This is a genomic window from Mycobacterium sp. 1482292.6 (assembly GCF_001672995.1).
GTDB lineage: Bacteria > Actinomycetota > Actinomycetes > Mycobacteriales > Mycobacteriaceae > Mycobacterium > Mycobacterium europaeum_A.
Genome location: NZ_LZKV01000048.1, coordinates 90,362 through 112,696, shown reverse-complemented (window position 1 = coordinate 112,696; position 22,335 = coordinate 90,362). Strand labels below are relative to the sequence as shown.

Sequence of the window (22,335 nt, the reverse complement as noted above, 5' to 3'; positions counted from 1 at the left end):
TTGTGCTGCTTTGTTATCTGACGCGAGCAGAATCCGGCCCAGCCTGAGCCGCTAACGAATCCTCCTGCAGCACAACGCATCCCGTAACATCGCCGCCATGGAACCGAGCCGGCGCTGGGGCGACGACCGCGCGATCCTCGATGACGAGGAGGCCCGTCGACGAATCCTGGATGCCGCCGGCCGCTGCATCGTCCGGCGCGGCAACACCCAGTTCCGGATGGGCGAGGTGGCCGACGAGGCCGGCGTCTCGCGGTCGACGGTGTACCGGTATTTCCCGGGCCGCGATGACGTCCTGCTGGGCCTGATGCTGTCGCGTGTGGACAGCGCGCTCGCCGAGTTGGTGCGCTCGCTGCCCGCCCCGGACGACCCGGTTCGATCGGTGCCGGAGATGGTGCTGGCGCGGGTGGAATCGGTGGACGGCAACGCGCTGAACGAAGCGTTGTTCGCCGCCGAGAGCACCGCGGTGGCGTCGGCGCTCGAGAAGGGTTCCGAACCGATCGTGGAGCTGCTGCTGCGGCATTACGGGCCGCTGTTGGACCGATGGAAAGCGGCGGGGCTGCTCTACCCCGACGTCGATTTCCGGTCGATCGTCCAGTGGTTGCACACCGCGACGCTGTTTCTGCTGGCGCCCTCGTGGCGATTTCGCCCCGCCGCGGACAAACGAGAATTCGTCGAGCAGTTCGTGGTGAGGGCCTTGGTGCCACAGATCAGACAATAATCGTATATTGTCTGATGTCCAGACGTTCGATCGATTTTGTCCGACGCCGCTGGTGTTAAGCGCGCAGCACTGCGGCCGGCTCGCAAATCAGGATGGATGGACATGAAAACTCCTGTGGGACAAGCATTTTCCATCCTCGGCTTAGCCGCTCACCTGGGCCGCGGTGCGGGGCGGGTGGCCACCGACGCGGTGGTCGGAGGCCGATTCGGCCTGCCACGGACGGTCGAGGACATCGACCCCGCCACCCTGTCCCGGGTCATGGGGACCACCGTTCGATCCATCCGCGTGCTGAGCCGCGACGCCGGCACCTCCTCGCGTGGCCGGCTGGTACTGACCGGCAGGGAGGTCCCCGACTCGGTGTTCGTCAAGGTCGCGGCGCAGGCCGCCGCCACCCGGCTGATGGGCGAACTCGGACGCCTGGGACACACCGAGGTCCGCTTCTACCGGGAGCTCGCGCCGCAGGTCATCGGCGTCCCCTACTGCCACGGCACGGCGTTCGACCCGTGGACCGGCCGATACCTGCTGGTCCTCGAGGACCTGCCGGCGGAGTCGTGCGAGTTCCCCGACACGCTGCACCCGCTGTCGGCCGACCAGGCCGGCCTGATCGTCGAGCTGCTTGCCGAACTGCACGCCACCTTCTGGGGGCGGCTGCCGCGCGACGGGCGCGGGCCGATGGGCTGGCTGTACACCCCGTCGGGCGACGTCACGTCGCTGTTGACCGGGTCGCTCATGCACACCTCCATCAAGCGGCTGGCCGAGCGAACCACGATCCCGGTGGAAAACGGCAAGTTCATCGCCGACAACTACCGCGCCGTCGCGGCGCTCATCGACACTCCCCCACATACCGTCATGCACGGCGATGCCCACCCGGGCAACATGTACTTCCACGGCGGCAAGGCCGGGCTGCTGGACTGGCAGGCGGTGCGCCGTGGACACCCGTCGCGCGAACTGGCCTACACCCTGATCACCAGCCTGACGCCGGAGGACCGCCAGGCCAACCAGCGCGAACTCCTCGACGACTACCGGCGGGCGCTGATCGCCGCCGGCGGACCCGAGCTGGACCGCGACGACCTGTGGCTGCGGTTCCGCCAGGCCGCGTTGTACGCATACGTCGCCCCGCTGATCACCACCGGGATGGGTGGCATGCAGCTCGAAGACATTGCGATGGAAGGCCTGCGGCGCGGCGTCGCGGCACTCGATGATCTGGAAACCGTCGACGCCCTGAAGGGCTCGCTCTGACGGCGGACCAATTCGGCCGGGGCTATTGCCTTCGTCGCGCCAAGAGTTACGCTACCTACCGTAGCGAAATCCGGCGTGCCTCGCGCTCAGCCCGCCAGGGACAGCCCGCGACCCGGCGAAGGGAAGTCTCATGTTCGACCTGAAGATCATCGGTGGCACGGTCGTCGACGGCACGGGCGCGCAACGCTTTCCCGCTGACATCGGCATCAAGGACGGCAAGATCGTCGACGTCGTTCGCCGCTCCGCCGACGGCCCCACGCTGACCGGCGAGGCGGCCGAAACCATCGATGCGACAGGTCGCGTGGTGGCACCCGGATTCGTCGACATCCACACCCACTACGACGGTCAGGTCAGCTGGGACAGCCTGCTGGAGCCCTCCAGCGGCCACGGCGTGACCACGATCGTGACCGGCAACTGCGGCGTCGGCTTCGCGCCCGTGCGGCCCGGCACCGAGCAGTGGCTGATCGAGCTGATGGAGGGCGTCGAGGACATCCCCGGGACCGCGTTGACCGAGGGCATCACCTGGGGATGGGAGACCTACCCGGAGTACCTTGACGCGGTCGACAAGCAGAAGTTCGCCGTCGACGTCGGCAGCCAGGTCGCGCACGGCGCCGTCCGCGCCTACGCCATGGGCGAGCGGGGCGCGCGCAACGAACCGGCCACCCCCGAGGACATCGAGGCGATGGGTCGGCTGGTCCGCGAGGCGATCGAGGCCGGGGCGCTCGGCTTCTCCACGTCGCGCACGATGGGCCACCGCGCGATGGATGGTGAGCCGGTGCCGGGCACCTTCGCCGCCGAGGAAGAGCTGTTCGGCCTCGGCCGCGCGATGGCGGCCGGCGGCCAGGCGGTGTTCGAGCTGGCCCCGCAGGGCGCCGCGGGCGAGGACATCATCGGCCCGAAAAAGGAATTGGACTGGATGCGGCGACTGAGCGGCGAGATCGACCGGCCGGTGTCCTTCGCGCTGATCCAGGTGGACGCCGACCCGAAGCTGTGGCGGGAGATGCTGGACTTGTCCGCGGACGCGCACGCCGCGGGCGCCCGCCTCTACCCGCAGATCGCGGCGCGCCCCTTCGGCATGATGATCGGCTTCCAAGGTCATCACGGGTTCAGCCACCGGCCCACCTATCGCCGGCTGAAGGCCGAATGCAGCCGCGACGAGCTCGCACAGCGGCTGGCCGACCCCGCCGTGAAGGCGGCGATCCTGGCCGAGGACGACCTGCCCCCCGACCCCACATTGTTGTTCGACGGCATGTTCGCCCTGGTGCAGCACTCGCTGGGACGGCTGTATGCCCTGGGCAATCCGCCGGACTACGAGCCCACCCCGGACCGCACCGTCGCGGCCATCGCCGAGGCCCGCGGCGAGGACCCGTTGTCCACCCTGTACGACCTCATGCTGGAGTCGAACGCGACCAACATGCTGATGCTGCCGCTGTTCAACTACGCCGACGGCAACCACGACGCGATCCGCGAGATGATGCTGCACCCCGCCGGCGTTCTCGGACTATCCGACGGCGGCGCCCACTGCGGGATGATCTGCGACGCTTCCTATCCCACGTTCCTGCTCACGCACTGGGCGCGGGACCGGCACCGCGGCGAGAAGCTGTCGCTGGAGTACGTGATCCGCAAGCAAGCCCGCGACACCGCGCACCTGTTCGGCCTCACCGACCGCGGCACCATCGAACCGGGCAAGAAGGCCGACATCAACGTCATCGACATGGACGCGCTGACACTGCATCCGGCCGCGATGGCGTTCGACCTGCCCGCCGGCGGCAACCGAATCCTGCAGGGGGCCAGCGGTTATGCCGCGACCATCGTCAGCGGAACGGTGACCCGCCGCGACGACGTCGACGCCGCGCTGCTCCCCGGCCGCCTGGTCCGCGGAGCGCGTTAAGAGCTCCCGCGATGGCGACGGCGGCCGGCAATCCGGCGCGGACCCGCGACGAGGACGCCATCGGCGCCCCGCCGGAGTGCCCGACGCTGGTGCCCGCCGAGCGTTACTACTCCCCCGCCTTCGCGACGCTCGAGTCGCAGCGGATGTGGCCGAGGGTGTGGCAGCTGGCCTGCATGCTCGACCACGTCGCGGCGCCCGGTGATTACTTCGAATACCGCTGCGGCCCCTATGGGGTGCTCATCGTCCGTGACGACGACGGGGTGCTCCGCGCGTTCCAGAACGTCTGCCGGCACCGCGGCAATTCGCTGTGCACCGGATCGGGTTCGGGCCTGCACGAACTCAAATGCGGCTATCACGGCTGGACGTGGGACCTGGCCGGCGCGCTCAAACGGGTGCCCAACCGCAAGGGCTTCGGCGGGCTGCGCATGTCCGACTTTCCGCTGCTGCCGGCGCGCGTCGACACCTGGGCGGGGCTCGTCTTCGTCACCCTCGACCCGGGCGCGGTGTCCCTGATCGAGTACCTGGAGGCGGTGCCCGACGACATCGCCTGGTGCCACCTGGAGGATTTCCACTGCTATGCGACCCTGACCGTCGAGGTCGACGCCAACTGGAAAACGATCGCCGACGGATACAGCGAGACCTACCACATCCAGACCCTGCATCCCGAACTGCTGCGCTGCGTCGACGACATCCATGCACCGCAACGGATTTGGGGGCACACCGGGAAATCGGACCAGCCCTACGGTGTGCAGAGCCCACGGTTCGACGGCGCGCTGAGCGACGAAGAGGTCTGGGACGCCTACGTCTATACGCAGGGCGCGCTGATGGGCGCGGCCGAAGGCACCCCCTTCCCCGCCGCGGAACGCCGGCCCGGGCAGACGGTTGCCGACCTGATCGCCGACCGAACGCGGGCGTTCGCCGCAACCCGCGGCGTGGATCTCAACTGGGCTGACACCGATCGAATGACCCGATTGCATCAGTACAACGTGTTTCCTAACATGACGCTCCTCGCCAACGCCGACCACCTGACCGTGATGTGCGCGCGCCCCGCCGCCGACCCGTCCCCCGACAAGGGCGAGCTGGTCATGTTCTTGATGACCCGAATGCCGCCGGGCGCGCCGCACACCAAGCCGACGGATGTCCGCATGGCCGCCGAGTCGGCCGAGCCCGGGGTGGTGCTCACCCAAGACATCGCGGTGCTGCCCGGCTTGCAGCGAGGCATGCACCAGCCCGGCTTCACTCACTTGGTGTTGTCCAGCGAGGAGCGCCGCGTGATCAACATGCATCGCAACCTGGAGCGCTATCTCGACCTACCGGCCTCCCAGCAAATGAGCGGCGGTGCGGCGAAGTGATCTGTCCCAACATAATTCGTGTTCGCAGCGCAAAAGTGGCGCCGGGCGATTTAGAATCCCGCTTGTGATGACCCCGTCTTACCCCTGGGGGGACGATCGAGGGCAACTTGCGCGGCGGCTTCGGCTGCCATATGAATCGCTCCGCCGGCGGCGGGCGCTACGTCTGAGCCAGAGCTTCGAGCGGGTGGGCGTTCGAACGGCACCGGAGCGCTTGCGCCAAATGCTGGAGGGTGCGCCGCTGGCCGCCCACGAGCTGATGAACGTGAACTTCGCGCTGATCGCGATCCGGCTCGACCGCGAATTGCGTGCCGCGCGCTACAAGAGGCTCAGGCAACGCGGTACCCGGTCGCTGATGCTCGCCGGCCTGATCATGGTGGTGCTCAACTTCCTCATGTGCATGGCCTACGTCATGCTGAACCTGGCCGAGCAATCGGCGCCGCTGTAGGTCTTCAGCGCGGGGCGACGATGCCGTTGTCGTAGGCGTAGACGATCGCGGCGGCACGGTCGCGCAGATCGAGCTTCCCGAATATCCGGCCGATGTGGCTCTTGACCGTGACGCCCGAGATGCACAATTGATTCGCGATCTCCGTGTTGGACAGGCCCTGCCCGATCAACGTCAACACGTCGAGTTCGCGGGTGGTCAGCTCACCGATCGCCGTGCCGCGCGGCCCGGGAGCGGCCTTGCGGTAGGTGGTCAACACGCGCGAGGTCACCGCGGGATCGAGATAGCTGTCGCCCCTGGCGACGGCCCGCACCGCGCGGATCAACTCCTCGGCCGACGAGTCCTTGAGCACGAAGCCGGCCGCACCGGCGCGCAGCGCCCCCGATAACAGCTCGTCCTCGTTGAAGGTGGTCAGCGCCAGCACCGGCGGCCTGCCACCCAGCCTGCGCGTCGCCTCGATGCCGTCGACGCGGCGCATCCGCAGGTCCATCACGACGACGTCGGGCCGGTGCTCGGCCACCGCGGCGGGCACCTCGTCTCCGTCGGCGCACTCGGCCACGATGACGAAACCGTCCTTGCGGCGCAGGATCCGGCGCAGGCCCGACCGCACCAGGTCCTGGTCATCGACGAGCAGCACAGCGACCTCGGGGACGGTGTCGATCACGCCCTGCACCACCCTGGCCGCCAGGCGGTATCGCCTTCCTGCAGCGGTATTTCGGCGCACACCGACCACCCGTCGCGGGTGGGGCCGACGTCGATGGCCCCGCCGAGCAGCTCGACGCGCTGGCGCATGCCGCGCAAGCCGCGCCCTTCGGGTGACCGGGTGGCCGGCACCGCGGCGGGTAGCAGGTTGGTGACGGCGAGCCTCGCCGATGCGGGTGAAATGTCGAGCACCACACCGGCTTTCGACTCGGGCGCATGCTTGGCGATGTTGGCCAGCGATTCCTGGGTGATGCGGTACAGCGCGAGGCCGACCGCGGCCGAGACGTGATCGGTGGGCCCTTCGACGCACAGCGCGACGGCCAGGCCGGCCCGCTGGAAACCCTCGACCAGCAGCGCGATGTCGTCGATACCGGGTTCGGGCACGGTTTGCGCGGCCTTGGTCGGCCAGTTGTCGAGCAGCCCGACGGTACGACGGATGTCGGCCATCGCCTGGCGGCCGAGTCGCTCGGCCTGTTCTAAAGCCTCGACCGCGTCGTCGACGTCGCGATCCTGTTGCAGCGCGCGGCGCGCGCCGGTCACGTGCAGCAGGGTGATGCTGAGCGAATGGGCGATGACGTCGTGCACTTCGCGCGCGATGCGCCGCCGTTCGTCGGCGGCGGCGTGTTCTGCCAGCATGTCCTGCGCCGCAATCTGTTCGGCCAACAACAGCCGCTGGGTGCGCATCAGGTAACCGAGCAGCCACCCCACCGCGATGAAGCCGAGGTATAACACCACCGCGTCGAGGCGATGCAGCGCGGAGTCGGCGAGCAGCAGCGCCACCGCCGACGCAGCAGCCAACAGGCCCACTAGCACCGACGCCAGCGTCGCGACGACCAGGACCATCAGGACCAACAACGCCGGGCCGAAATCGGCGTGAATCGGCGCCGACGTACCGAACAAAGTCAGCGCGGAGGAAGCCGACCAGGTGGCCCACAACGGCCCCGGGGTCATCTTCATGTTGAAGATCAAGAACGCGAACGACGGCGACAACGCCAGGGCGAACGCGGTCAGCGCCACGGGCAGGTCGGAGACGGGCCGCTGCAGCGTCCCGATCACGCCGCCGAGCACCAGGGCGACATCGACGGAGATCAACGCCGCCCAGGTGATACCGACGGGAATCAGCTCGCTTCGTCGGCGAAGCAATTCCCGCAGGTGATCCGCTGCGGCGTGCAACATCGTCCAATCCTAGAAGAGCCCCGTGCGTCGTCACATCCTGCTGCGGGCGGCACCCGCCTCCGCCCGTGGTAGGAGGTAAAGACTGCACTTCGGCACGACGCGCGGTGGGTGGCCGAGTTCCTAACGTCGAGTCATGACATGGACATTGCTGCACGACCGCATGGCCTTCATGGCCCAGGTGATCAAAGCCGCCGAGACGGACCCCGAGGCGGCACTTGCGTTGATCGACAAGTCATCCGAGGTGTCCGAGCTGTTCGGCGACGAGGAGGGCTTGCTGCTCTCACTCGGCCAGCGTTGGATCACCATGCTGGTGGCCAAGCTGGATCAGGCGGCCCACGAGGGCGCGTCGGCCGAGCAGGTGCTCGCCGATCTCGAAGCCGCCGAGCCCGGACTGCACGCGCTGGTCGAGATCGGCACCCGCCGGTCGCTGCGGGTGCGCTCCCTCACCCGCGGCGAGCATGTGGCCGTGGGCCTGTTCGGCGGACCCACCAGCGATCGGCAGACCGTTGCATGACCGAACGGGAAGCCTTGCGCGCCTGACGTCACGCTACGCGGTCGTCATCATCGGCCTCTGGATCCTGGCGGCCGCCGCGGCCAATCTCGCGGTTCCGCAACTGGAGCGCGTCGTCGACACCCATGCCCGGTCCTTCATGCCGCCCGGCGCACCCAGCGCCGAGGCGGCCGCCCGGGCCGCCCAGTTGTTCAACCAGACACCCAGCAACAACTTCGTTTACGTTGTGCTGGAACGCAATCAGCGTCTGACGCAACAGGATCGCCAGTTCTACGACGCGTTGACGGCCTCGCTGGGTTCGGACCAGCGCCACGTGTATGCGGTGACCGACCTGTGGTCGCAGCCCGCCACGGCCGCCGGCGCACAGAGTTCGGACGGCAAGGCGGTCAGCGTGATGGTGCGGCTCGCCGGAATGCTCGGCACCGCGCAGGCGCGCGATTCGGTGGACGCCGTGCGCGGCACCATCCACAACCTCGCGCCGCCGTCGGGCCTGGAAGTCCATGTCACCGGACCCGGCGCCACCATCGTCGACGAGTTCTCCGCGATCGACCGCCAGATGCTCGGCATCACCGCGGCCACCATCGGTCTCATCCTGCTGTTACTGCTGGTGGTCTACCGATCGCCGGTCGCGGCGGCTATCCCGCTGATCTCGGTGGGACTCGCCCTGGCTTTGGCGCGCGCCGTCGTCGCCGCCCTCGGCCAGTCCAATGTGGTTGAGGTGTCGCTGTTTTCGGTGGCGCTCATGGCCGCGATGACCCTTGGTGCCGGTACCGATTACGCAATCTTCCTGGTCGGCCGCTATCACGAAGGCCGCCGCAACGGCGTCGCACCTGCCCAGGCCTTGACGCAGGCCTACCGTTCCATCGCGCCCGTGGTGATCGGATCGGCGCTGACGGTGTCGGTGGCGCTGGCGTGCCTGGTGTTCGCGAAGGTCGGTTCGTTCCGCAGCGCCGGGTTGCCCTGCTCCATCGGCATTCTGGCGACCATGGTCGCGGCGCTGACGTTGACGCCCGCGCTGATGAGCCTGGCGATACGTCGCGGGTATCTCGAACCGCGACCGTCCACCACCGCGCGGCGGTGGCGCCGGGTCGGGACGTCCGTGGCGCGCTGGCCCGGCCCGATCCTGGTCGCCGCGCTGGGGTTGTGCCTGCTCGTCGCGCTGCCGTTGGCCGGCATGCGGGTCGGCTTCAACGAGCCCGCCGCGACGCCGTCGTCCACCGACTCCAACCGCGGTTACGCGAGCGCCGGAAGGCATTTCGCGGCGAACTCGCTGTTGCCCGACGTCGTCGCCATCCAGGCCGATCACGACCTGCGCAACCCCGCCGGCCTGATCGCCATCGAGCGAATCACGCGTCACATCATGGCCGTGCCGGGGGTGCGTGCCGTGCAGTCCGCCAGCCGCCCGGACGGCAAGGTTCCCGAACAGGCGACGCTGAGCTATCAGGCCGGTGTGCTCGGCCGCCAGTTCGGGGACACGATGGAGACGCTGACGCGGCGCCTCCGGCGCGTCTCCGAACTGGACGGTGCGCTGGCGCAGACGCAGCGGGCCGTCGACGGGTTGGGCAACGGATTACGCGGCGGCAGTGCAGGATTGGCGGACATGTCCGGCGCCGCCGAAGACATGCGGGCCGGCATGGACGGCCTGCAACGCAACGTCACGACGGTGTCGGGCTACCTCGACCCGTTGCGAGACTTCGTCGGGCGTACCCCCGACTGCGCGGCCAACCCGATCTGCTCGACGGTGGACCGGGTGCTTCAGCCCGTCGACAGCCTGGTGCAGACATCCACGCGGCTGGGTTCCGGCGCCGCGAAGCTGACCAGCGGCTCGACCACCGCCGCCACCGCGATGGCCACCCTGCCCCAGAGCGTGGCGTCGATGAAAGACGCGTTGGGACAGGCCCGTTCGGCCACGCGCGATTTGCTGACGCTGTCCGACACGCTCGGGCCGCAGATGCATCAGCTGACCGACTACCTGAACGAGATCGCGACGCAATTCCAGGGCAGCGCCGCGGGGGACTTCTACATGCCGCAGCGCGCGTTGACCGACGCCCGGTACACCACCGCGCTGCGCCACCTCATCTCGGAAAACGGTCGCGCCGCATACCTGTTGGTCTATGGCGACGGTTCCGAATGGGGGGCCGATGGCGCCAAGCGGGCCGATCAGGTGCGCGCCGCCATCAAGGAGGCCACCAAGGAGGGGACACTGACTCCGACCGAAATCGACCTGGCGGGCGTGGGCCCGGTGACGGCCGATCTACAGCGCTTCGTCGCCAGCGACGCGACGCTGCTGGCGGGCGCCGCGCTGGTGCTCATCTTCTTGATCGTCACGGTCATGCTGCGCAGCCCGGTGGCGGGCGTGGTCGTCGTCGGGACGGTCGTCACCTCCTACGCCTCAGCCGTCGGCGCCAGCGTGCTGATCTGGCAGCACCTGCTGCATCAGGACCTGCACTGGGCCGTGGCGCCTTTCGCGTTCATCGCGCTGATCGCCGTCGGCGCCGACTACAACCTGTTGCTCGCGCTGCGCATCAAACAGGAAGCGGCGGCGGGCCTCAAGACCGGCATCATCCGGGCCTTCGGCGGCACCGGCGGAGTGGTCACCGTCGCCGGCATCGTGTTCGGGTTGACCATGTTGGCGTTGTTGACGAGCAGCGTGCTCAGCGTCGCCCAGATCGGCACGACCGTCGCGGTCGGGCTGTTGCTGGACACTCTGCTGGTGCGGGCCTTCATCGTGCCGTCCATCGTCGCCCTGCTGGGCCGGTGGTTCTGGTGGCCGAGCCCGCTCCCCCGCCGCGCCGCGGCGCCGAGCGTGAAAACGCCGGAGCGACAACGGGTTACTGCTGCCGCGGTATGACCGAGGACGGCAGCCCGACCAGCACGCCTTCGACGTCGCCGTCGACGCTCACCAGCAGGCCGCGCCCCGGCGGCAGGTTCTGGGCACGGACGTTCCGGTTGATCCGGTTCTGCGGGTCGTTGTCCATGTAGAGCTGAGCGACTTTCGCCGAGTTCTGGAAACGCATCCACGGATCCATTTGCAGCGTCGCCCAGTTCGCGCTGTTTCGGGTGGTGAAGACGTGCAACCCGATCTGGCGGGCGCGTTCCATCAGCTTCCACAGCGCCGCTCCCACCGGTGGTTTGGGCGGGTAGCTCTGATCCGGGCGCAGGTCCTGAATGTCGTCGATGAGCACGAAGTGCCGCGGGCCCTCCCACGGCCTGAGCTCGCGCAGCTCCTCCTGGCTCAGGCCTTTCGGGGGCAGCCGCGGCAGCAGGACCTGCTGCGCCAAAGCGGTGATCACCTCGTCGATCTCGTCCTGGTCATAGGCGTACGCACGGACGTAGCCGGGCCCGTGCAGATCGCGCAGGCCGTGCGGTGCGGTCTTCGGGTCGATCAGCGTCAGCTGCGCTTCCTCGGGGCTGAAGCGGCTCATGATCGCCTCGCCAATGGCGACCAGCGACAACGTCTTTCCGCAGCCTTGCCGTCCCAGGATCATCACTCCGGGGCTCTCGCGCAGCTTGATCGGAACCGGCCCCAGTTCGTGGCGCTCGCCGATGGCGAAGGCGATCGAGAGGTCGTCGCCGCTGGGGCGCGCCGCCTCGTAATCCAGGATCGCCTTCAGCGCCACCCGCTGCGGCAGTCGCTGCAGGGTGGCGTGCTTGGTGACCCCGGCGACGTCCGCGATGCGGGCCCCGACGTCGACGATGCTGACGACCGCGCCGGTGGCTGGGTCGGTCAGCGCCGGCACACCGACCCGCAGTTCGTGCAGGCTGTCGGTCAGGCCGAAGCCTGGCCGGTTCAGCGTCCGCCGGGCCGCGTCCCGCGACTCCAGCGACGAGTGCCCCATCTGGCTTTCGCTGGGGTCGGCCAGCCGCAATTGGATTCGCGCCGTGGCGTTTTGCAGCAGGCTTTGGCGCTGCCCGTGAATCCAGCCGCCGGCGCTGCACATCACGTGCACCCCGTATTCGGGGCCGCGGCTGCTCAGCGAGATGATGCGATCGCCCAGCACGGTGTCTTTGGAGTACAGGTCGTCGTAGTCGTCGACCACCACGAACACATCGCCGAACGGGTCGTTGGCGTCGGTGCCGCCCAGCCCGTCGCTCCCCGGCCCGAACCGGCGTTCGCGGAAACCGTCGAGGTCGATCTTGAGGCGCCGGAATGAATCCTCACGGGCATCGATCAAGGCGTCCATGCTGCTCAAGATCCGCTCGATGCCCTCGGCGTCCTTCGGCGACACGATGTCGGTGACGTGGGGCAGCGAGGCGGCCTGGGCGAGGGTGGCCCCGCCGATGCAGAAGAACGTCACGCGCGAGGGGGTGTACATCGTCGCCGCCGAGCACATCAGCGTCATCAGGGTGGTGGTCTTGCCGCGCTGCTTGGCACCCACCACGATCACGTTGCTGCGCAACGCATCCACCGCATGCACGACCTGCTTGGACTCCTCGGGGATGTCCATGACGCCCACCGGGAACATCAGGCCCGCGTTGTGCCCGTAGTCGACGTGCCACGGCTTGCCGCGGTATCCGGCGACGAGGGCATCAATGGTCTCGGGTTCCTCCAGCGGCTCCAGCCACGGCCGGCGCGGCGAGCGGTGCGGCACCTCATGCAACGACTCGCGCAGCACGTCGACGATCTTCTTCCGCTTGAAACCGTCGTCGTAGTAGAGGAATTCGTCGGGCTCGGCGTCGACGGCGGCGGCCGCCTCCAGCGCCGTGGCATCGGAGGCGTCCAGCGGCTGGAACTGCCAGTTGTACAGCCGCGGCTTGGTCAGCGTCATGTCGACGGTGGTGGCGACCTCCTTGGTCTTGGGCACCACGAACGGCGCGGAGAGGTAGAAGCAACGGAACGGCTCGAGATCGCGCGGGCCCACCTTCAGCAGGCCGAAGCCGTTTTCCTTCGACGGCAGGTGGTAGGCGGCGTCGCTGCCGATCACCTCGCGGCTGTCGTCACCGGACTCGGCGCGCAGCGCGATGCGAAAGGCGATGTTGGACTTGACCTTCTGCAGCGAGGACAGGTCCAGGCGCTGCCCGCCCAGCATGAAGAAGACGTTCGCGCCGCGGCCCTCCTGGCCAATGTGGATGATGAGATTGATCCACTTCTCGTGGTTGGCGAACAGCTCCAGGTATTCGTCGACGATGACCAGCAGCACCGGCACCGGCGGCAGGTCGCGTCCGGCGAGCCGGATCTCTTCGTAGTCGTTGGCGTCGCGCGCACCCACCGAGGTGAACAACTCATAGCGCTGTTTGATCTCACCATCGATGACTCGGCGCATCCGCTCGGCCAGATGGCGCTCGTCCTTGCCTAGGTTCGACAGCGCGGCCACCACGTGCGGGATGCCGAGGATGTCCTGGGCCGCCGACTCGAACTTCATGTCGACGAAAATGACGTTGAACGTTTCCGGCGAGTGGGTCAGCGCGATGCCGTAGACCAACGACAGGAAGAACTCCGACTTACCCGAGCCACTGGTCCCGATGACCACGGAGTGGAAACCGAAGCCGCCGAAGTCCTTTGCGCGGATGATGATGTTCTGCAGCTCGCCGTTGGGTTTGGCCCCGACGGGAACCTCGCACCAGCGCTCGTCGCCGCGGCCGCGACGCTCCGCCCACAACCGGTCGACGTCCAAGTCCCGCGGGTCGCTGATACCCAGGGCTCGCAGCAATTCGGTTGCACCGCTGACCGAGTCGTTGATCTCGCTGCGGCTGGTCGGCGACCAGCGTGCCATCGCCCGCGCGTAGCGGTAGGCGCGGTGTATCGAGAGTTGATCCGCGTGGGCGAAGAATTTGCCGCGAACCCGCAGCAGCGGGGCCGGGCGGTTGTCCTCGCCGTCGGCGTCAGAGCCGTTGCGGTGCAACGTGATTGTGCTGTTGGCCGAGCCGTTGGGTGAGCTGTGGCGTTCGCTGAGGTCGAACACCTGGTCGTCGCCGAAGCCCACGCCGGTGCCGATCCGGGAGGCGATGCGCAGCAGGGTGATTCCCGCCTTGCCGACCTGTCCGACCACGCTCTCCCATGCGTCGGGGCTGCCGGTGTTGTCGTCGACGATCACCAGGTGAGGCCCGAGATCCACGGTGTCGGCGCCGGTTTCGAGCGTCGACCCCATCGCCGTCGGGCTGGCCGCGGCCAATGGTGTCCACGCGCCGCGCTTGCCCTTCATGTGCAGTTCGGCGCCCAGGGTTTCCTCGAGTTCCTCGGGCGTGGCGAAGACCAGCCGCCGAAAGCCGCACGCATCGAAGAGTTCGTCGTGCAGGTTGTGCGGCAGCCACACGATCCACGACCACACCTCGGGATTGCGGGTCACCACCATCAACTTGACGTCGCGCGGGTTGTGGAACACGGCCAGGGAGCACAGCACCGAGCGCATCAGCGAGCGCAGCCGGTCCAGGTCCGCGCCGACGAAGCTGAAGCCGGGCGCCGATCGCAGGTTGACCACCTTGGCGATGTCGCGAATCTTGCGCTGCTCCAAGATGAAATCGCGCAGCGCCTGCCCGGTCACCGGTTCGAGCTCCTCATCGGAGGCGATGTCGGGCCAGGTCACCGAGAGCACCGAATCCGGCGCGTGCTGCACGCCGGTGCCCAGCCGCACCTCGAGGAAGTCGGCGTCGCCGCGGCCGCGCTCCCACATTCGCGGGCCGCCGATGATGGCGCCCAACCCACGAGGATCGGAATGCACGAAGTTCTGCCATTCGCGCTGCGCACACACCGCGGTCTGAATCTCGTCGCGGTTGCCGTCGAGGTCGCGCAGATAGCGGCGACGGCCCTTTTCCATTTCGCCCCAGGTGATTTTGCGGGCGCGGCCGAAGCGGCCGGAGAACGCCAGCATGCTGAATGCGCCGATGCCCATCAGCGGGAAGAAGCCGGTGGTCAGGCTGCGCACGCCGGAGACGTAGAGCATGACGATGGTGCCGATGAGCGCCACGATCAGCGCAGGCACCCCGATCATCACCCAGATGTTGCGCGGCTCGCGCTCCGGTAGCGCGATCGGCGCGCTGGGCGCCACCCGGACCGGTTTCGGCGGCTCGATCTTGACGCGGTTGATGGGGAACGCTTTCTTGGACATTCTCTAGCCTCCCGGCTTCGCCGATGTCGTCACCACAGCCACCTTGCCGAGCGCCGGCACGGTGTCCCGCGCCACCAGCGCCGCCTCCCTTGACAATGCGGGGCCCGCCGCGAAGGTCCGCAGCAGCGGCCAGGGCGCCTGCACCGCCGACCCCGGGTCAAGGCCCAGCGCGCGTAACGTCGTGTCGTCGTTGGTGATGCCGAACCGCACCCCGTTGTCGGACACCCAGAACAGCGACTCCCGGGAGTCGGAGGTGACCACGCCGCTGGTCGATGTCACGAAATTCGCCGCACCCGGCAGCACCAGCACCTGGTTGGCGACCACCGATGCCGGGTCGCGGTCATCGCGTACCAGGTGCACGATGCGGTTGTCGAGGTACGACGGCGTGGGAAGTCCGCGTCCGTTGTAGACCACGACACGTGCCTGCGGGTCGGTCGAGCCCTTCTCCCAACCGACGCAAGTGGTCGGATCTGCCGCGGTGTCAATGAAGTTCAGGCGCTTGGTCGGGTAGTAGTCCACCGCCAGCGAGTTCACCTCGGGGATGTTGACCAACACGTCGGGAGCGACAACGCGAGGTGCCGTGGAACCGTAGGAGTTGGCGCTGCGCAGCAGGTCGGCGACGAAGCTGGTGATCTTTTGGACGCCGTCGGGCAACAGGACGTAGAACTGTTTGCCACCGCTGGCGGTTTGGGCCTGCAACACCGCGCCGACCTGGGAGCCCGACACCCACGTCGACGGGGTACCCGCCAGCGGCACCGCGGGGACGCCGAGCGGTTCCGTCGCGGGCAGCGCGTCGTAGAGGGCCCGCGAAATCTCCACCGGCAGCGTCACTCCCGGGTCGAGACCGAGGCTCAGGGTGATCGCCCTGTTGGACGGATCGATCTGGGAGCGTTTGCCTCCCCAGATCACGAAGGTGTTGCCCTCGAACGTGACCAGCACCCCGGCGTCCTCGCTCAGCGGTGTGGCGCGGTCGAAGCCATCGAGTGGGCCGGCGATCGAGGTCACCACCGGGCGTTCCGGGCTGCGCGGGCGGCCGGCCGTGTCGCAGACCGCCCACGCCGACGTCGCGCCCCGATGGACCGGCATCGCGGCCGGCGCTCCGGGGATGCCGACCAGCGGACCGGTCGGATACTTCGCTATCTCAGCGGGTTTCACCCACGTCGGCTGGTTTGCGGTGCCCGTCGCCAGGCGCGCGGAGGTCAAATTCAGCACGGGGTAGAGCCTGCCGTCGATCCTGGCGTACAGCGCCCCGGAATCACGGTCGCCGATGATTGCCGAATCCCCCACGATGCCAGTGGGTTTCAGGACGTTGAGCAGCAGCATCCAGCCCGAGGCGATGGCCACCAGCAGGATCGACAGCACCAGCGCGGCGGTCTGCTTGCGGTCGTCGTGCTTCATGCGCACGGAGAAGCGGGTGGTGGCCGCGCGCAGGCGACGGTTGTAGAACAGGTGCCCGGAGTTCTGGTCGCGGTTAGACAAACTCAGCGGCATGCTCAGTACCCCTTGGGCGCTCGGTGAGGATCGGCCTGCTGAATCCGATCGGCGAGATTCGACGCGTCGACGGCGACGCCGTAGCGGCCCATCGCATAGTTGATGAACGCGCACGCCTGCGCCACCAGGTTGTGGATGTCGCGCGAGGTGCCCGGCTGGTGATAGGCCGCGAACGTCGGCGCGATGAACTGCCAGGCACCCTTGCTCGGCGTGCCCCGCGCCGCGTTGGAATCCCAGCCGTTCACAGCGTTCGCGTCGTAGTTGGACTCGCGGCGAGCGACCAGGTCCATGCCGCGTTCCCAGCGAGCCCGGGCCGCCGGATCGTGAATACCCTTGATGTCCAACGCTTTACGGATAGCCGCCAACACCGGCGCGCGTCCGCTGCCCTGGTTGCTGTGCATCGACCGCCCTTGCAGGTAGTGCAGGCGCCGCAGCCGGCGCGCGAGGAGCCTTGCCCGGCGGCGCGATCCGGCGACGTGCCGGTGTTGGGTCCGCAGCCGGGCCGCCATCCGGGCGACGGCCTCGCGGCGCCCCATCGGTGTATCGGCCGCCGGCGTCGTATCGGTCAGGGCCGCGTCCAGGTTGACCCTCGTCGCCGCGCGGCCGCGCGCGTGATCGGACCGCGCCGCGGCGATGATCTGCCCCAGCGCCCGATCGGCGTGGGCCAGCCGAGCCAACTGCGTCCTCGCGGCGCCCGACCGTGCGGCCGCCGCGGCGGGCAGGCCACTGTGCTGCTTCATCGCCTCGGCGTATGCCTGCGTCTGCGCCGGTGCGTCGCCGATCCCGTCGTCCCGCGTGGGTGCCGCGTACAGATTGTGGGCGCGCGACAACGCCGTGACCGCTTGCATTTTCAGGGGATCGGTCACCGACGTCCCCGCCCTAAGCCACCTGTGCGCCCTGTGGGCGCCGCATCCGTGCCGGACACTTCGCGTTAGTACTCCCACACCCTTCTGGCCGCGTTTTCCGCGGTCGCTGCAGACGTACCAATAGCATGCACGTATCGACAGTTCTGCTGTCAATAACGGGCAATCCCAGATGACCCGCGCATTGGGGCTTGGCCGGCCGCGATTACGTAGCGACCCTACTGCCGCGCGAATTACCCGACCACTCACCTTTCGGTGGGCTGTTTGGTCGGCTATTCCTTCGGCTCGTCGTCGGACGGCATGATGACGATCCGGCGGTTGGGCCGGTTGGTGACGACGGTCGGCTTGGCCTCGCCGGACTTGTTGCCCGGGGCGCTCGGCGGCACCGTCAAGCGGCCCTTGATCGGCTGGCCGTTGGGCACGCCCGGGGCCGTAATCCGCTTTTCGACCGGGTTGTCCTTCTTGCCGCCTTCGCCGCCGGCGCCCATCGCGCCCGGGGGCATCATCGGCATGCCGGTCATGCCGGATTGGCCGGGCATGGCGGGCATGCCACCGGTCGGCGGCATCATCGGCGCTTTGGCGGCCGCGGGCGTCGTCGGCGGGGACGACGTCGGCACCGGCGGCGGGCCCAACGAGCTGGCCGGGGTGGTGCCACCACCGCCGAGGCCGGCGCCGCCGCCACCGGAACCGCCGCCAAGTCCGGCGCCGCCGCCGCCGCTGCCGACGCTGTCGACCAGGTGCGCGTCGTTAACGAGCCCGGCGCCGTGGGCGCCCTGGACTGCGCTCATCAGCGGCTGCAGGGCGCTCTGACCGGCCTGCATCGCCTGCTGCGGCAGCTGCGTCAGCGGTCCCATGACGCCACCGATCGCCCCGCCGACCGCACCGGTCACGCTCTGCAGCATCTGCTGGATCATCTGCATGTCCTGCTGGCTGTTCGCCTCGTTGGCAGGGAACTTGGCCGCGGCGTCGGCTGCGTGGGCGCGACGGTCCGCGTCTGCGGCCTCGACATCCGCTGCGTCTTTGGGGACCCCGGCGTTACCCGCTCCCGTTAACGCGCCGCCGCCACCACCGCCGACGGGCGACTGATCGGGGGGGTGCGGCGGATTCGCCGTCGGAAGCGGCGCCTGTGGCATGTTATTCAAACCGACGTAAGTTGGGATATTCGCTTGGATGCCGCCGCCCACGATCTCACCTCCATCCCAATCGCAAAGCCTTGGCGTTTGACGCACCGAGCGCTAGTACAACGATCTTGGCACAAACTGCCGGTATTGCTATTCACCTAACAAGTGCGGGCACTAGGAGCCGCCTCGTTGACTTATCGCGTCAAACCAGGCCAGGTGATAATTCGCGAGGTACCCGTGCCCGTCGATCAGGGCCTGGATAGCCGCCAACAGCATCCAATCCCCCACTGCCGCTTGGTCGTGATTGGGATAGGCGTTCAACACCGCGTGCTGGATTTCAGCGGTACATTCCCGCAACATCTCGGTTTCGCTCTCGAGGACGCCCGTTTTTCGCACCGCCGGCGCCGCCACAGCCTGAGCGATTCGTGGCAGGCCGTCCCGGCGTCGCACGGCATCGACCAGGGTTGGCCCGAGCTCCTCGAGTTCGGGTGCGGCCGAGCGGGCGGGCCGATCTCCACTGAGCGCAGGCTCGTCGGGACCCGGTTCAGCGACATATGTGTTGGCGTGATGGGCTGCCGCAACCGTGATAGCGCCCAGCAGATCCACCACGTTGGCGTCATGCCGTCGTGCCGACGGCTCAAGCAGGGTGACATGCGCGGGCAACCGGACATGCGGCGGGATCCACCCGGCGGCGAGGTCGGTGACGAGGAGCGTCGTGGTGCCGTCGTCGCGGAGGCCCGCGGCCCAAGACAGCCGCGGCTCCTGACGGGCCACCGCATCGACGAGCCGCTGCAGCCGCTGTTGCTCGGCCGTCCTCGCGGACACCGCGCCGGCGGTCGCGCCCGTAGCCGCAGAGGCGGCCGATGCGCCAGCCATCGTCGACGAACCCGCGCCCGCCTGACCCGCGGCTGCCCCGGACGCCGTTCGCTCCACCGGGGAGACCAATGGGCCGCCAGCGGACGGGGACGATGCAGGCGAAGACGCTACCGGGGCACCCGACATGGGGCCGGCCGGGGTAGACGGTACGGATGGGGGCGCAACTACCGGCGGACGCAGGTCGGAACCATAGGCGGGCAGCGATCCTGAGGGGATAGAAGGTCCCCCGCCGAGGGTTGGTGCGGGCGACGACCACGATGCGCCGGTCATCACGGGTGCAACTGAACCGCCTCCCCCGGTGGCAACCGGCGCGGGGGACGCCGAGGGGGGTGCGTCGACCGGGGTTCCCGTGGGTATGAAAGCTCCCGCGCTCGGTATCGTCGGCGTCCCTACCGGTGTGGTGGCCTGGGGGGTTTGAGGCCCTCCGGCCTCCATCGCTTGTAGCGGCCCCGCCGTAAACGCTTGCCCGCCAGGGCCCGTCGCTTGACCAGTCGCCAGACCAGACGTGAAGGCCTGGGCCAATCCGGGTTGGCCGCCCTGGCCTAGACCGACCGGAGATACTGGCATTCCACCGCCGTGTACGCCAGGCATCCCGGGCGATACGGTTCCGCCACCACCACCGCCACCGCCAGTGACGGACGGACCCATCGGCGCTACTGGCGGCGCGCCCGGCGCTGGTCCGCCACCATTCCAGTTAGAACCGCCCGCCGCGGGAAGTACCTGTTGCCCCCCCGAACCGTGGACACCGCCCGGGTTCGTTCCCCCAGCTCCCCTATTGATAGTGCCTGCTCCCGGAGCCGGTTGAGATCCCCCGTCGCGACCGCCTCCGCCACCACCGCGATTGGAACCGCCCACGCCGTCGTTTGCCGAACTCAAGTCATGCTCGCTAATCGGCTCCGGCGGCTTTGCGTCTCCACCACCGAATCCGTTAGCCTGCGCCCAGCTCCGGGCGCTGCCGCCGATTCCTTCAGCATCGAGGATCTTTTGCGTTGCCGCCATCATCTTGTCGAGGGCATCCCTACTGGCGTTTGCGGCATCGGCGTTACAGCGCGCTTGGACAGCTTGCACTTCGGCTAATTTTTCCGGCGGCGGCTTCTGTGATGCGAGGATGTCATTGATCTCTTTGTTGCCTGTGTTCGCTATGTCCGACAAGCGACTTCGTAGATAGTAGATGGCATCGGCGCCGGAATTAAATGCCGATGCTTTTGTCTGGTACTTTTCTGCAAGGTCCAGATGGAGCTTTTCCCCTTGCTGATATCTGGTTATGAGGTCGTCTGCCGTCTGCCCTTTATTACTTGCGGCAATGGCTGTCCACTGGGTGCGTAGATTTTGCGCGAATAGCTGCTGCTCCGCACACGCTTGGTTCCAATGTTGAGCGCCAGCACGTAGTCCCGTCGACGGTGCTGGCCACCAAGGTCCGATCAGTGCAGCAGTCCAGGTACCAGCGGGAAGATCAGCCGCCACCGCATACCTTCTTCATTGCGGCATCCTTCGCGTTCACATCGGCGACCGCCCCGTGAAATTCGGTCTCGGTAGCTGCCCCCTCGCTGCTCTTCGCCGTATCCGTCAGGTATGCCGTCGATAGAGCCTGAGCCGCGCTCCGGTGCTGCTCGTCCAAAGCAGGGTCATTAGATGCGTTGAGAAGCAATACCGCGGAATTCGTAAGCGCAATGCGTGCGAACGCTTTATCGCTGCCATTTGTATCGACTTGCACAGCTCGGGCCGCCAACTTGTAGGTGTCGCAGAGCCGCTGTTGGGCAGCGGCGGTCTCCGCCGGCGTATGGGTGGGGGCTACGGTTGCGGTAGCTGGCGAATGCGAAGCACTCGGTCGCATCAAAGCTAACACCAACGCCGCGACCGCTACTGCGGCCGTGACTGCGACAGCGATCGCCAACCATGGGCGTGCACGAGATACGGGTTGTGGGAAATGCGGTGGCGGCCAACTTCCCGGTTGGGCAGCCTGCCCCCCACGATGGCCCGAAGGCAAGTCTTCCACCATATGTCCTCCTGCGGTCCGCAGCCGTGTGTAGTACTCCGAATGCCTGTGCCTAGGCCTTCAATAGTGGAGCAGCCGAGGGGATAGCAGCAATTCACTGCGCGGCTTAGCGCCGTCGTGTCGCCCTAATCGTCCGATCCCGCAATCGATATACGTGCCCGGCTCATTCCATCCATCGCTTCCCTCGTGGGGGTTCTGCTTCACCTTTTGATCGGCCGCGCGAATGCATCCGTTGGAAGCCTTTGCCGGCTCAGTCATTGGCATGCTCGTGTTCCTCAACGGTGGCGAGCTAGCTGCCGCAGGCATTTCTGACCGGGGCATCTTTAGCAATGATGTCGTCGAGGGCTGCCCGATACTCAGCGCCGGTGGCAAAACTGCTGAGCGCGTTAGAGGTGCGGTAAGCCGCTGCTAGTGCACGCACCGCATCGCGGAGTGTTGCATCGACAGCCCCGTCCCAAGCCGCGTCGTCCAGCATGCCTGCCGCATGAGAGAGTGTGACACGGGCAAGCCCCTTCTCCGCCCCGTTCGTGTCACTCTTAACAGATCGCACTGACAGCTTGTATGTATCGCAGAGTCGTTACTGTGCAGCCGAATTCTTGGCAGCACAGTAGGTCGGCGGAGTGCTTGTCGTAGTTGGCTTCGTAGCTCCCGGCCGAGTCGGCGCCACAATCTATGCAGCGATCGCCGCTACCGTGGCCACAGCGCCCAACACCACCGCAGGCGACGCACGCCAGCGCGGTGATCGTTGGGAAGGCATAGGTGCCCAATGCGTTGCTCCGGGCGGGCCAGGCGCTCGGTCCATCTGCGGGAGCTCCGTGAACTCGACGCCACACTGATTCCTCCTTGTAGTTACTGAAGCACTGCTCACAACAAACTTTGGGGATAGTTCGTAGATCATCCGCTTTAACTAC

General features: G+C 67.7%; 16 protein-coding genes. 7 read left to right on the top strand and 9 right to left on the bottom strand.

All coding sequences use genetic code 11. The annotated features are described in order from the left end of the window. The first annotated feature begins 97 nt into the window (after positions 1–97). The 5 genes from A5624_RS04160 (at position 98) to A5624_RS04140 (ending at position 5,645) form a co-directional block, all read left to right on the top strand. Positions 98–718 (top strand): TetR/AcrR family transcriptional regulator, encoded by a 621-nt coding sequence (locus A5624_RS04160; protein WP_066861958.1) that lies wholly within the window; start codon positions 98–100, stop codon positions 716–718. Between the two features lie 102 nt (positions 719–820). Further along, positions 821–1,957 (top strand): phosphotransferase, encoded by a 1,137-nt coding sequence (locus tag A5624_RS04155; protein WP_197518914.1) that lies wholly within the window; start codon positions 821–823, stop codon positions 1,955–1,957. Positions 1,958–2,087: 130 nt separating this feature from the next. Next, complete coding sequence (locus A5624_RS04150) at positions 2,088–3,848, top strand: amidohydrolase family protein (protein ID WP_066861950.1); 1,761 nt, start codon at positions 2,088–2,090, stop codon at positions 3,846–3,848. Positions 3,849–3,859: 11 nt separating this feature from the next. Beyond that, positions 3,860–5,200, top strand: coding sequence for an SRPBCC family protein (locus A5624_RS04145; protein ID WP_066861945.1), 1,341 nt, complete (start codon positions 3,860–3,862; stop codon positions 5,198–5,200). A gap of 184 nt (positions 5,201–5,384) precedes the next feature. Then, positions 5,385–5,645 (top strand): hypothetical protein, encoded by a 261-nt coding sequence (locus A5624_RS04140; protein ID WP_066861940.1) that lies wholly within the window; start codon positions 5,385–5,387, stop codon positions 5,643–5,645. A gap of 4 nt (positions 5,646–5,649) precedes the next feature. Here A5624_RS04140 and A5624_RS04135 read toward each other — a convergent pair whose 3' ends face one another. Together A5624_RS04135 and A5624_RS04130 are read right to left on the bottom strand one after the other, a co-directional pair. Further along, positions 5,650–6,306, bottom strand: a complete 657-nt coding sequence (locus tag A5624_RS04135) for a response regulator transcription factor (protein WP_066861989.1) — start codon at positions 6,304–6,306, stop codon at positions 5,650–5,652. After that, the gene (locus tag A5624_RS04130; protein WP_066861935.1) at positions 6,303–7,520 is read right to left on the bottom strand and encodes a sensor histidine kinase; all 1,218 of its coding nucleotides are present in this window, start codon (positions 7,518–7,520) and stop codon (positions 6,303–6,305) included. Before A5624_RS04130 ends, A5624_RS04135 begins: the two co-directional genes overlap by 4 nt. 133 nt (positions 7,521–7,653) lie before the next feature. On the opposite strand from A5624_RS04130, the gene A5624_RS04125 reads away from it, so the two are divergent. Then, positions 7,654–8,034, top strand: a complete 381-nt coding sequence (locus A5624_RS04125) for a hypothetical protein (protein ID WP_066861933.1) — start codon at positions 7,654–7,656, stop codon at positions 8,032–8,034. Further along, positions 8,027–10,882, top strand: coding sequence for an RND family transporter (locus tag A5624_RS04120; protein WP_066861925.1), 2,856 nt, complete (start codon positions 8,027–8,029; stop codon positions 10,880–10,882). The genes A5624_RS04125 and A5624_RS04120 overlap by 8 nt, the downstream gene beginning before the upstream one ends. Here the strand turns inward: A5624_RS04120 and eccCa are convergent. The 7 genes from eccCa to A5624_RS28875 form a co-directional block, all read right to left on the bottom strand. Continuing rightward, complete coding sequence (gene eccCa / locus A5624_RS04115; RefSeq protein WP_066861923.1) at positions 10,863–15,077, bottom strand: type VII secretion protein EccCa; 4,215 nt, start codon at positions 15,075–15,077, stop codon at positions 10,863–10,865. The two genes, A5624_RS04120 and eccCa, sit on opposite strands and share 20 nt — an antisense overlap. A 3-nt stretch (positions 15,078–15,080) precedes the next feature. Next, on the bottom strand, positions 15,081–16,568 hold the full coding sequence (eccB, locus tag A5624_RS04110) for a type VII secretion protein EccB (RefSeq protein ID WP_066861922.1): 1,488 nt from the start codon (positions 16,566–16,568) through the stop codon (positions 15,081–15,083). A gap of 2 nt (positions 16,569–16,570) precedes the next feature. Then, positions 16,571–17,416 (bottom strand): DUF4226 domain-containing protein, encoded by an 846-nt coding sequence (locus tag A5624_RS04105; RefSeq protein ID WP_066861921.1) that lies wholly within the window; start codon positions 17,414–17,416, stop codon positions 16,571–16,573. A gap of 287 nt (positions 17,417–17,703) precedes the next feature. Beyond that, on the bottom strand, positions 17,704–18,564 hold the full coding sequence (locus tag A5624_RS04100; protein ID WP_156748792.1) for a hypothetical protein: 861 nt from the start codon (positions 18,562–18,564) through the stop codon (positions 17,704–17,706). Between the two features lie 162 nt (positions 18,565–18,726). After that, on the bottom strand, positions 18,727–19,377 hold the full coding sequence (locus tag A5624_RS29415) for a DUF5631 domain-containing protein (protein ID WP_369827434.1): 651 nt from the start codon (positions 19,375–19,377) through the stop codon (positions 18,727–18,729). Between the two features lie 1,504 nt (positions 19,378–20,881). Then, entirely contained in the window at positions 20,882–21,427 is a 546-nt protein-coding gene (locus A5624_RS27170; RefSeq protein WP_082990480.1) for a hypothetical protein, read from the bottom strand. 286 nt (positions 21,428–21,713) lie between these two features. Beyond that, entirely contained in the window at positions 21,714–21,899 is a 186-nt protein-coding gene (locus A5624_RS28875) for a hypothetical protein (RefSeq protein WP_232002197.1), read from the bottom strand. Between the last annotated feature and the right edge of the window lie 436 nt (positions 21,900–22,335).